General features: G+C 32.2%; 13 protein-coding genes. All 13 read left to right on the forward strand.

Features of this window, described 5'->3' with window-relative positions:
- A partial coding sequence (locus J7K39_12520) for a hypothetical protein (GenBank protein MCD6180719.1) occupies positions 1-311 on the forward strand: 311 nt, incomplete at its 5' end.
- Positions 312-548: 237 nt separating this feature from the next.
- Positions 549-1,445, forward strand: coding sequence for a 3-hydroxyacyl-CoA dehydrogenase (locus tag J7K39_12525; GenBank protein ID MCD6180720.1), 897 nt, complete (start codon positions 549-551; stop codon positions 1,443-1,445).
- A 144-nt stretch (positions 1,446-1,589) separates the two neighbouring features.
- Positions 1,590-2,183: a uracil-DNA glycosylase gene (locus tag J7K39_12530; GenBank protein MCD6180721.1), complete on the forward strand. Its 594-nt coding sequence runs from the start codon at positions 1,590-1,592 to the stop codon at positions 2,181-2,183.
- 74 nt (positions 2,184-2,257) lie between these two features.
- Positions 2,258-2,575: a cupin domain-containing protein gene (locus J7K39_12535; GenBank protein ID MCD6180722.1), complete on the forward strand. Its 318-nt coding sequence runs from the start codon at positions 2,258-2,260 to the stop codon at positions 2,573-2,575.
- A 38-nt stretch (positions 2,576-2,613) separates the two neighbouring features.
- Positions 2,614-2,979, forward strand: a complete 366-nt coding sequence (locus tag J7K39_12540; GenBank protein ID MCD6180723.1) for a NifB/NifX family molybdenum-iron cluster-binding protein — start codon at positions 2,614-2,616, stop codon at positions 2,977-2,979.
- Between the two features lie 52 nt (positions 2,980-3,031).
- A complete protein-coding gene (locus J7K39_12545) occupies positions 3,032-3,433 on the forward strand; it encodes a hypothetical protein (protein ID MCD6180724.1) in 402 nt (133 codons plus the stop codon).
- Positions 3,434-3,446: 13 nt separating this feature from the next.
- A complete protein-coding gene (locus J7K39_12550) occupies positions 3,447-4,385 on the forward strand; it encodes a radical SAM protein (GenBank protein ID MCD6180725.1) in 939 nt (312 codons plus the stop codon).
- A gap of 108 nt (positions 4,386-4,493) precedes the next feature.
- Entirely contained in the window at positions 4,494-5,714 is a 1,221-nt protein-coding gene (locus tag J7K39_12555) for a serpin family protein (GenBank protein ID MCD6180726.1), read from the forward strand.
- Between the two features lie 161 nt (positions 5,715-5,875).
- The gene (locus J7K39_12560) at positions 5,876-7,504 is read left to right on the forward strand and encodes a hypothetical protein (GenBank protein MCD6180727.1); all 1,629 of its coding nucleotides are present in this window, start codon (positions 5,876-5,878) and stop codon (positions 7,502-7,504) included.
- Positions 7,505-7,510: 6 nt separating this feature from the next.
- Positions 7,511-8,449 carry a nitronate monooxygenase gene (locus J7K39_12565; GenBank protein ID MCD6180728.1) on the forward strand — a complete coding sequence of 313 codons (939 nt, stop codon included), beginning with the start codon at positions 7,511-7,513 and terminating at the stop codon, positions 8,447-8,449.
- Positions 8,450-8,551: 102 nt separating this feature from the next.
- Positions 8,552-9,895 carry a Trk system potassium transporter TrkA gene (trkA, locus tag J7K39_12570; GenBank protein ID MCD6180729.1) on the forward strand — a complete coding sequence of 448 codons (1,344 nt, stop codon included), beginning with the start codon at positions 8,552-8,554 and terminating at the stop codon, positions 9,893-9,895.
- A gap of 4 nt (positions 9,896-9,899) precedes the next feature.
- On the forward strand, positions 9,900-11,390 hold the full coding sequence (locus J7K39_12575) for a TrkH family potassium uptake protein (protein ID MCD6180730.1): 1,491 nt from the start codon (positions 9,900-9,902) through the stop codon (positions 11,388-11,390).
- Between the two features lie 187 nt (positions 11,391-11,577).
- Positions 11,578-11,813 (forward strand): penicillin-binding protein 2 (locus J7K39_12580; protein MCD6180731.1); only part of this gene is annotated, 236 nt, incomplete at its 3' end.

Raw genomic sequence — 11,813 nt, forward strand, 5'->3', positions numbered from 1 at the left:
GAAGTATTATACCTGTTTTGGCTTTAGGTCTAAGAGAAAATGAATTTTATTTTCAATTTATTTTTATACTGTCAGGAATATTTGTTTCTCTTTTTAAGATTTCCAATAATGGTATTTTATTAGAGATTTCAACAAGTGAAAACAGAACAATATATGCCGGAATATCGGGGGCAGGTAAGATATTTTCCACTGTTTTTCCGTTAATTATTGGTTTGTTAATATTCTTTATTGGGTTTAAAATTGTTTTTATAATAGTTACCGTAATAATGCTTTTAAGTTATTTATTTGTGAGAAAATTAAATTGCAAATAATCATCAATTATCATTCATTTAATCTATTTTTTTTATGAGCTTAATGGGGCTATTTTTGAGTAAATATCCTCGATAGTAATCAGTAACAGCACCTAAAATAATTACCTTTGTGTTATAGGGTTGTTTTTATACTGCAATTATTTTTTTGGCTAAATCAGCTACTGTCAAACAGTAAAAAAAACGAAACAGTATATTACAAATCAAGATCCTTTAATTACTACAAATAAAAATAAGACTATGAAAATAAAAAATGTAACAATCGCAGGTGCCGGAGTTTTAGGCTCTCAAATTGCTTGGCAAACAGCTTTTTACGGTTATAATGTAACAGTGTATGATGCTTTTGAAGAAGGATTAGAAAAAGGGAAAGAGTTTCATAAGAAATTTGCAGAATTATTTAAAGCCACTCGTGGTGCATCACAAGAACAAATAGATGCTACAAAAAAACGTTTATTTTATACAACAGACTTAAAAGACGCCGTAAAAGATGCTGATTTAATTAGTGAGTCCGTTCCGGAGAAATTAGAAATAAAAAAATCATTCTATAATGATTTGGCTAAATATGCACCGGAAAAAACCATTTTTACTTCTAATTCTTCAACAATGTTACCCAGTGCTTACGCTAAAGAAACCGGTCGTCCTGAAAAATTCTTGGCATTACATTTTGCAAATCCTATTTGGGATGCAAATGTGGGAGAAGTAATGATGCACTCAGGAACAGATAAACAATATTTTGAAATTGTACTGGATTTTGCAAAAAGTATCGGAATGGTTCCAATCCCAATTCACAAAGAACAACCCGGTTATATATTAAATACATTATTAGTTCCTCTATTGTCGGGAGCTCAAAACCTTTTCTTTGGAGGAGTATCTGATTTCGAAAGTATTGATAAAACATGGATGATTAGTACCGGTGCAAAAATTGGCCCTTTTGGAATTATAGATATGATAGGCATGCAAACAGTTTATAATATTGCTCTGATGAATGGCACAAAAACTAATAATAAGGCAATGATTGAAAGAGCTAAAATGATAAAAGAAAGATGGCTTGATAAAGGTAAAACGGGAGTTGCAAGCGGAGAAGGATATTATAAATATCCAAACCCATCGTACCAAGATCCTGATTTTTTATCATAGTACAGATAAATAAGTGTGATAATACTTGAATACAATATCGAAATAATTACGGGTTTAAAAATAACATAACTTTATTTCCATAATAAACTGAAGGTAGATTGCTCACTTTTGGCTTTGTTTCTAAATGTTATAAATCATTAATAGATGCAGGCATTTAATTTTAATGAAAAACAAGACTCACTTAATGTTCTAAATTATGAAATTAGAGCATGTGAAAAGTGCAATCTATCTCTAACACGCAAGCATGCTCTTACCGGTGAAGGAGATATTAATGCCGATGTATTATTTGTAGCTCTCTCTCCCGGGAGTAAAGAAAATGATCAAAATAGGATGTTTGTCGGTCCTTCAGGTCAGGTTTTTAATAAACTTTTATCTGCAGCCGGAATTGACAGGAAATCGGTTTATATGACTAATCTGATAAAATGCATGCTTCCTAAAAATCGTAAACCTACTTGGAAAGAAATAGAGATATGTTCCGGTTTTTTAGACGATGAAATTTTACTTATTCAACCTAAAATTATTGTTCCGTTAGGTTATTATGCAACGCTTTCTATCTTAAAAAAATTCCATGCTGATCCTTCGGAAGTAGAGATGAGTTTTAAAAATATAAACGGACAATTATTAACTTTAGAGAACATGAAAATATTCCCTCTTACACATCCATCGGCACTTCTTTATAACCCCTCGTTCGAATCAGGAACTATACAGAAATATATAAAATTAAAGTCTTTATTATGATGAAAGAATATTTTTTTTGCAAAAAGAAGTATTTATTTGTAACTTTATAGATAAACTCATTAAAAGTAATCATCATGAAAGAAATAAAGAATTTGTATGACGATTTGAATTGGGAGAATGCAGATGCATATTCCGATGGAGCTCAAAGAAAAGTTTTGAGAAATGATAATAGAGGAGAAACGATATTATTAAAAATGCAAGCGGGGTTTTCTATGTCGCCACACTCTCATATCACTACAGAGCAACATTTTGTAATTGAAGGCGAATATCAAAGTGCAGGTAAAACGTATTCTGCTGGTTCTTATCAGATATTCTCGCCGGGAGAAGAACATGGCCCATTTGAATCGAAAGAAGGAGCATTAATTTTAGTTGTTTGGGATCCTATCAGATAATATTGATAATTAAAAAACCGTAGAATAAATTTAAGAAAATGAAAATATTATTAGCAACAGACGGAGACAATTTAGAAAGTAAAATTGCCAAGAGGTTTGGTGAAGCACCCTATTATTTAATTTACAATAGCGATACTAAAGAAACAGAAGCTAGAGTTAATCCCGGTCACGATGATAATCATTCGGGATTAAAAGATTTAGTTAATGAGGGTGTTTTGTATTTTATTATTGGAAATACAGGCCCCAACGCCTTCAATATCTTAAATGATATGAAAGCAGAAGTTTACTTGGGAAGAGGTCTTAAATCTAAAGATGCCTTGGAAGCATTTTTAAACAATAAGTTGGAGAAACTTGCAAAGGCCACATTAAAAAAACCTATTCGCGAACAAAACACTAACGGATAGAAGCTAAATGCCGCTTAACTAAAAATAACTAGTAAAAATTAGATAATAAAATATGAAAATAGCATTTGCAGCAGATAATGAGGGATCTTTTATAGACAGACATTTTGGCGATTCAGAGTATTATTATATTTACGAAATGACATCTTCGGGAATAGAATTCGTAAAAAAAATCGAAAATACAACCGAAGAAGATAATGAAGAAATTCATGCCGATCCCGTAAAAGCTAAAGGGGTTACAGAAATGTTAAGAAATGAAGATATTAGAGTTGTTGTAGCCAAAGTTTTTGGCCCAAATATTAAAAGAATAAAGAAAAAATTTGTTTGTGTCATAATGAATGATGAAAATATCTCAGACAGTATAAAAAAAGTATATCAGAAATCTGAGCTTATTTTAAATGAATGGAATAAAGGTGAAGACAGAAACTATATCAACTTACGAATTACTAGCGAATAATAAATAAAACCTCATGTATAAATATCTTTTTGGTCCCGTTCCTTCACGTAGATTGGGCATGTCTTTAGGTGTCGATCTTATTCCCAAAAAAGTTTGTTCTTTAAACTGTGTTTACTGTGAAGTAGGTAAAACAACCAAACTCACTACCGACAGAATGGAGTATGTAAAATACGACAAGATTATTGCCGAAATAAAACGCTTTATGAGTAATAATCCTAAAATCGATTATATTACTTTTTCGGGATCGGGCGAGCCTACTTTAAACAGTAAAATAGGTGCTGTAATGGACTTTATTAAAACAAATTATCCTGATATAAAAACAGCAGTTTTAACAAATGGAACCCTGCTCTCTGATAAAAAATTAAGAAAAGAGCTTTTAAAGGCCGATGTTATCCTGCCTTCTTTAGATGCTGCAAGTCAGGAAGTATTTGAGAAAATTGATCGCCCAAATGCAAAAATAAAAATAGACAACTATATTCAGGGTTTAATTGATTTAAGAGAAGAATATAAAGGAAAAATTTGGTTAGAAATATTCTTATTGAAAAATTATAACGATTCTGAAAAAGAATTGGATTTACTTAAGAAGGCTATTATTAAAATTAATCCCGACAGTATACAGTTAAATACTTTAGACAGACCCGGAACAGTGATGGACTTAATTCCTTTATCGAGAAATGAATTACAGAAAATTATTGATTATTGGGAGCTCCCAAAAGTAGAAATTATTGCATCGGCTCCCGAAAGAACAAATATTGATTCTTATAGCGGAGATATTGAAACGGCTATTTTGGAAACAATAGCTCGTCGTCCCTGCACGCTCGATGATTTGCATCGTTTTTTAGGTATCCATATCAACGAAATAAATAAATATTTAGGTCCCTTAGAAGCAGATAATAAGATCAAATCGGTTAGTTTGGAAAGAGGTGTTTTTTACGAGCTGAAACAGAAATGATTAGCAAGTGTTTTTACTAAATAATTACTAAAACACAAACTATTTATCGTTAATTACGGCATAGAAATTGCTTGCTTCTTACAGTCTATACACTTAATATTAAGCCTTATGAAATTAAACGTATTATTCCTCTCTCTTGGTTTATTAATTATCTCTTGCAATAAAGAAAGCATTAAAACCGATCCAGTCCCTATTGAAATTTCAGAAAAAGCACAAGAAATTCTCAGTGCTAGTAATCAGTTTGGATTTGAAATACTACAAAAAGCTTTTGAAGAAAATGGCGACAATAATATAATGATTTCCCCTTTAAGTATTACACAAGCTCTTTCTATGACCTATAATGGAGCCAATGGTGAAACAAAAACAGCTTTCGAAAATGTTTTGCATTTTACCGGACAAGCCACTTCAGAAGTAAATCAATCTGCTTTAGATTTAACCAATGCACTTTTAGAAATCGATTCCAAAGTGGATATCAGTATTGCAAATTCTATTTGGTATCGTCAAGGTTTTTCGGTTGAACAAGATTTTATTAATACAAACCAAACCTATTATAATGCAGAAGTCAGCGCCTTGGATTTTAATAATTCTGCGAGTAAAGATGTAATTAACGATTGGGTAAACGAAAAAACCAATCATAAAATAGATAAAATTGTAGACAACATCAGTAGTGATGATATAATGTTTTTAATTAATGCCATCTATTTTAAAGGTTCTTGGAAAACCGAATTTGACAAAGATGAAACTGAAGATAAACCATTTTATTTGGCTGATGGCTCCACGAAAAATGTGGCAATGATGCATATAGAAAATGATTTTTCTGTTGCTTTAGCCCAAAACTATGCTGCTATAGAATTACCTTATGGTCAAGGAAATTATGCTATGGTAGTTTTATTACCTAATGATGATTCATCTCTAACAGAAATGGTTGAAGAACTCAATAATACCGTCTGGAATAATTTAATGCTAAGTATGCAAGAACCTTTCGAATGGAATTTGGAATTACCCAAATTTACATTTGAATACGAAAATGAGCTTAATAATGAGTTAACCGATTTAGGATTAGGTATTGCTTTTAGCGATAATGCTGATTTTACAGGCATCAATAAAAATGGAGGACTCACCATTTCTAAAGTTAAACATAAAACTTTTATTAAGGTAGATGAAGAGGGAACTGAAGCGGCTGCCGTTACTTCTGTTACTGTGGGCGTTACTTCCGTTGGACCTAACACCAACACTTTTATTGTCGATCATCCGTTTTTGTTTGTTATAAAAGAAAAATATACTAATGCTATTTTGTTTATGGGAACGGTTACCGACCCCTCTAAATAACCTATACAAATTGAAGATACATCTCTTTAATTATTGTTGAGATTAGTAAATGGAAGGCTCTTTAAAACTACTTTGTCCTTAATGGAAAAGATATTCAGCAGACATTTGCTAATATCTTAAAAATTCCCTTAATTTTGAAAGATAGATTAGCGGTCACTTCTATGATAAAAAATTCAATACTTTTTTTATTTGTATTATTTGTTTTGTCTTCTTTTAAAACGGAAGCTCAAAACAGTATCGTAAGACAAGACAGCCTATTTTCTCATATAATTTTAATAAATGGCAAAAGTGAAATAGAGAAATTAAATTTATTACCCAAAACAAGCACTCTCGAAAATCTATTTCTAGAAGTTAGTCTTGTTAATTTTAAACAGAGTAAAAATTTTATCCAAAATCCTGTTTGTATAGAATTAGAGAGAAATATAAACGGGAAAACAGAACGTTTGGAAATTGCCCGTTTTTTTCTTCCTTGGTTTGATAAGGAGACTGATACCAAAGCTCTTTTTACATTTGATATAAGCGCTTACAGCTCTCTTTTTCAACAAAATACCAATTTATATATTGAGAGTAATAATACTAAAGAACCCATTGAATTAAATTTGCATTTCAAATGGAAGTTAGGGCATGCGTCGGCAAAAATAAATCGGATTATAAATCTTTGGCGAAGTGGTATTAAAGGATTTACTTATATCGACAAAAACAACTCCATCAATAAACAAATAGAAAACAAAACGATTACAGTTTCAAAGGAAATAAAATACGCATTGCTAAAAATTTATTTATCCGGTAACGATATTAAAAATCAAATACCTAAAGAAATAGATTGCAGTAAGTTTTACTTTTTAAATATTAACGGGAAAACGGTAGCAACACGTCCTGTTTGGCGCGACGACTGTAGCTTGAACGCCCTTTTTCCACAAGCAGGCACTTGGAACTATTCTCGTGCTAATTGGTGCCCCGGACAGACTTTACGAGTGTTTGAACATTTTATTCCCTTAGGTGCCGACACAACACTTTCTATTAATTTGCATTTACAAGAAGATGTTAAAAAAACCTCGGGAATTCAAAGCTATATACTTTCGGCAAATCTTATTTTATTTGAAAAAGCACAATATAGAAATGATGCGGCTATTGTAGAAATTTTAGCACCAAACAAAAGTTTCAACCACAATCGTTATAATCCTATTTGTGGCTCTCCTGTTATCCGTGTAAAAAATACCGGTGCAGATACTTTATGCTCGGTTTTAATAGAATACGGATTGAATAAAAACACCAATAATCGTTATCGCTGGCGAGGTGAATTAGCCTTTATGGAAGAGGAAATAGTATATCTTCCACCTCTTAATTGGTACTTTTACTACCAAAATAATAAGCCAAATGAATTTTGTGTTTCTATAGAAAAAGTCAATAATAAGACAGACGAATATGAAGGAAATAATGCCCTTACTGCTGTTTTTAACTTAGCTCCTGTCTACCCAAATAAAATAAGCATACATTTTTATTCTTATAAAGCAGCTGAGGATAATATTTTAGAATTAGTAGATGATATGGGTATTCCCCTATTTGAAGCTTCCGATTTTGTAAGTGATTCAACTTATACTTTTAATTTAAATATGCTTCCCGGATGCTATGAGTTTATTGTTTATGATAAAAAAGGTGACGGGCTGTATTTTCCCAATGAAAAAAACGGGAGCATAAAACTTTTTAATACTCGTACTAAAGAAGAGTTAAAAGATTTTGAACCCAATTTTGGAGCAGAAATCCGGCAACAATTTATGATACTAAAATAATATTGTATGAATAAAATTTGTAAACTTTTTGAAATAGAATATCCAATAATTCAAGGAGGAATGATATGGTGTAGCGGATGGGAATTAGTTTCGGCGGTGAGCAATGCCGGAGGCTTAGGCTTGATTGGTGCCGGCTCTATGAATCCCGAAATTTTGCGCGAACATATTCAGAAAACAAAAGCTGCTACTAATAAACCCTTTGGTGTAAATCTACCCTTATTGTACAAGCAAATAGAGGAACAAATTAAAGTCATTATTGAAGAAAAAGTCCCTATTGTTTTTACTTCGGCAGGGAATCCTAAAAAATATACAGCTTATTTAAAAGAGCATGGAATAAAAGTAGCGCACGTAATAGCTAATACCAAATTTGCAATCAAATGCGTTGAAGCAGGTGTTGATGCAATTGTTGCCGAAGGTTTTGAAGCGGGAGGACATAATGGATTTGAGGAAACAACAACTATGACCTTAATTCCTTTGATTAGAAAAACTGTTGATATTCCATTAATAGCCGCCGGAGGAATTGCTTGTGGAAAATCTATGCTTGCCGCTATATCATTAGGTGCTGATGGTGTTCAGCTGGGAAGCAGGTTTGTAGTTTCTAAAGAATCTTCTGCTCACAAAGACTTTAAACAAAAAATAATAGAAACAAAAGAAGGCGAAACAGAATTAATACTTAAAAAAATCGTTCCAGTTCGTTTGATAAAAAACACCTTTTATAAAGAAATTAAGACTTTGGAAGTAGAGCGTGCAGGCATTCGGGAAATTGTTGAATATTTGGGGAAAGGAAGATCAAAAAAAGGAATGTTTGAAGGCGATATAAGCGAAGGAGAACTGGAAATAGGTCAGGTAAGCGCAAGCATAGATACGGTTTTATCTGTATCAGAGATAATTAAATCAATGGTAACAGAATACCGTAAACAGTTAAAACAACTCCCTCAACTTTAATTATTCAGAAAATAATAAAGGAAAATAAGAACATTTGGTTAAATTCGCAGCCTTGACATGTTGTTTTCAAGTGTTCAAAACTAAAAAATTTAATTATTTGAAATGAATATTATTATAGCGGGAGATGGCGAGGTAGGATCACATTTAGCTCAATTATTAGCCGATGAGAATCACAATATTACAGTAGTAGATCCTCACTCAAAAATGCTTGAGATGATAGGGTCGCATACTGATGTGCTAACAATAGAGGGAGATTCTACTTCTATAGAGATTTTAGAAAAAGCAGAAGTAAATAAAGCAGATTTATTAATTGCTGTTTTACACAACGAGAATATAAATTTGGTGACTTGTATTCTTGGAAAAAAACTTGGTGCAAAAAAAACTATTGCCCGTATTTCAAATAATGAAAATTTAGAAGAAAAAAACACCTCTTTGTTTAAAGACTTAGGTGTCGATCAAATGGTTTTTCCGGAACGTATTGCCGCCGATGAAATTGTAACTTTATTAAAACAAACGGCAGCTACCGAAATTTTTGATTTTTCTGATGGTAAACTTCAGCTATTTCTTATAAAGCTTGAGAAATATGCCTATGTGGTTAATAAAACGCTTAATCAAATAGCACAAGAATATCCAAAACTTAATTTTAGAGCAGTATCTATTCATAGAAACGGCAAAACTATTATTCCAAACGGAGATACTTATTTTCGGGAAAATGACTTGGCTTATGTTATTACAAAACCCGAAGGTATAGAAATGCTACTCCAGCTTGGAGGGAAACAACCCTTCAAGATAAAAGATATTATGATTATTGGTGGCGGCAGAGTAGGAAAAAAAGCAGCTCTCAGTCTGGAAAATGATATGCATATTAAACTTATGGAGAAAGATCCAGTTCGTGCGGAGCAGTTAACTTCTGTACTTAATAATACCTTAATAATAAACGGAGATACACGTGATATTAATAATCTGGAGGATGAAGGAATTCGTGATATGGATGCTGTAATTGCTCTAACTAATAGTTCCGAAACTAATATTCTTACTTGTCTGCATGCTCGTAAATTAGGAGTGAAAAGAACTATTGCTCTTATTGAAAACATAGAATATATCGATATCGCCCAAAATATTGGAATAGATACCATTATCAATAAAAAGTTGATTACGGCAAGCTATATCAATCGGCATACTATGAGAGCTAATGTAACTAATGTGAAATGTTTAAGCGGTATTAATGCTGATGCTATTGAACTAATAGCTATGCACAATTCAACAGTTACAAAAAAACCTATACGAAAACTAAAGATGCCCGAAGGAGCTATAATTGGTGGTATTGTACGAGGAGATGAATCATTTATTGCTATAGGTGATTTTCAAATAAAGGAGAATGATAAAGTCGTGGTTTTTTCTATGCCTTATGCCTTACATAAAGTTAATAAACTCTTTTTAAGCTAAAATTATGCGTTCAGCATTTAATTACCGTATTGTATTACACATTCTTTCTTTTTTATTAATCATTGAGGCGGTTGCTCTATTTATTAGTGCCGGAATAGCAGCACTATACGATTCCGTTCAAATTCAACGATTTGATCTTTTTAACCAAGGAACGGGTTTTTGGTCACTTTTATTTAGTGCTTTTATAACGCTATTTGTTGGCTTTATTGGATGGGGTATTACATTTAGAGTAAATAAATCGATAACTAAAAAAGAAGGCTATCTTGTGGTTGCTTTTAGCTGGGTTTTAATCTCACTTTTCGGAAGTCTACCGTTTTATTTAAGTGATTACTTTCCATCTTTTACAGATGCCTTTTTTGAAACGATATCAGGATTTACAACTACCGGAGCCTCTATTTTAACTGATATAGAATCTTTACCAAAAGGATTGCTTTTCTGGCGAAGTCTAACTCATTGGATTGGAGGAATGGGGATTATTGTTCTCTCATTAGCTATTTTGCCCTTACTCGGAATAGGAGGAATGCAGCTTTTTGCAGCAGAGTCACCCGGTCCTACTTTTGATAAAATTCATCCAAAAGTAAAAGAGACAGCAAAACGTCTTTGGGCAATATATGTACTTTTCACTTTTTTGGAAGTGGTTTTACTAATGTTTGGCAAAATGCCATTTTTTGATGCTCTTTGTCACGCTTTTGCAACTATGGCAACAGGTGGCTTCTCTACTCAAAACGCTAGTATTGCTAATTATTCGGCTTATATTCAGTATGTTATTATCTTGTTTATGGTATTAGCCGGAACAAATTTTAGTCTGCATTTTTATTTTTTAACCGGAAAAGTAAAACAGGTACTTAAAAATGAAGAATTCCGCTTATATCTGGGAATAATTTTTATCACAACAGTAGTTATTGGTTTGGGATTATTTTTCCAAATGGACTTGAATGCTGAGCTTGTTTTTCGTAATACGCTTTTTCAGGTTGTATCTATAATTACAACTACAGGCTTTGTTACAACAAACTATTTAGTTTGGCCTCCTGTTTTTTGGATGATACTTTTTTTATTGTTCTTTGTTGGAGGAAGTGCCGGATCAACAGGTGGTGGCGTTAAAGTTACTCGTATTCTATTATTAATTAAAAATAGTCTGCTCGAGCTTCGACGTTTAATTCATCCAAATGCAATTATTCCTGTCAGATTAAATAATAAGCCTGTAGCTCAAAACATTGTATTTGTTGTAATTTCTTTCTTCCTGATTTATATAACCATTTTTGCTTTTGGTGCAGTTGTTTTAGTTGGGATGGGGCTGGATTTTACATCGGCTATTGGAGCCTCGGCTTCTTCACTTGGAAATATTGGTCCGGCATTAGGTAGCGTTGGTCCGGTTGAAAATTATGCGCATTTGCCAAATTCAGCCAAATGGTTTTTGTCCTTTTTAATGCTTTTAGGTCGTTTAGAATTATTTACCGTTCTTATTATTTTCTCTCCAACATTTTGGTATAAATAAGTACTGAATATTTTCTGATGTTTCTTTATACATTTTTAAATCTGAAAATAGATTTCATTAGATTTGCAAAAGACTTTCTGCTCTTGAATCTGGCAAGGAAAATTATTTTTAAATAAAACAATTGTATTATGTAAGCTGTATCCCAAAAATTGGTACAGTTGCTAATCCAAACATAAAATTATAACAGATGAACTCTGATTTTACTAGGCGAAAATATGTAATCATTAGTATTTTTTTGGTTATGGGCTTGGTTTACATTGCTCGATTGTTTTATGTGCAGGTATATGAAGATAAATATATTTTATCGGCTCAAAATAATGTAATTAGAAAACAAATAATTTATCCTACGCGTGGATTAATTTACGATAGAAATTCCAATGTTTTAGTGGCAAATGATGTGGTATATGATTTAATGATTATACC

The organism is Bacteroidales bacterium, assembly GCA_021157585.1.
Taxonomy (GTDB): Bacteria; Bacteroidota; Bacteroidia; order Bacteroidales; family UBA12170; genus UBA12170.

Excerpts from the sequence above, each read along its gene's own strand:
- J7K39_12565 (MCD6180728.1), top strand. The coding sequence starts at position 7,511 with ATGAATAAAATTTGTAAACTTTTTGAAATAGAATATCCAATAATTCAA.
- J7K39_12555 (MCD6180726.1), top strand. The coding sequence starts at position 4,494 with ATGAAATTAAACGTATTATTCCTCTCTCTTGGTTTATTAATTATCTCT.
- J7K39_12535 (MCD6180722.1), top strand. The coding sequence starts at position 2,258 with ATGAAAGAAATAAAGAATTTGTATGACGATTTGAATTGGGAGAATGCA.
- J7K39_12560 (MCD6180727.1), top strand. The coding sequence starts at position 5,876 with ATGATAAAAAATTCAATACTTTTTTTATTTGTATTATTTGTTTTGTCT.
- J7K39_12550 (MCD6180725.1), top strand. The coding sequence starts at position 3,447 with ATGTATAAATATCTTTTTGGTCCCGTTCCTTCACGTAGATTGGGCATG.
- J7K39_12540 (MCD6180723.1), top strand. The coding sequence starts at position 2,614 with ATGAAAATATTATTAGCAACAGACGGAGACAATTTAGAAAGTAAAATT.
- J7K39_12575 (MCD6180730.1), top strand. The coding sequence starts at position 9,900 with ATGCGTTCAGCATTTAATTACCGTATTGTATTACACATTCTTTCTTTT.
- J7K39_12545 (MCD6180724.1), top strand. The coding sequence starts at position 3,032 with ATGAAAATAGCATTTGCAGCAGATAATGAGGGATCTTTTATAGACAGA.
- J7K39_12525 (MCD6180720.1), top strand. The coding sequence starts at position 549 with ATGAAAATAAAAAATGTAACAATCGCAGGTGCCGGAGTTTTAGGCTCT.
- trkA (MCD6180729.1), top strand. The coding sequence starts at position 8,552 with ATGAATATTATTATAGCGGGAGATGGCGAGGTAGGATCACATTTAGCT.
- J7K39_12530 (MCD6180721.1), top strand. The coding sequence starts at position 1,590 with ATGCAGGCATTTAATTTTAATGAAAAACAAGACTCACTTAATGTTCTA.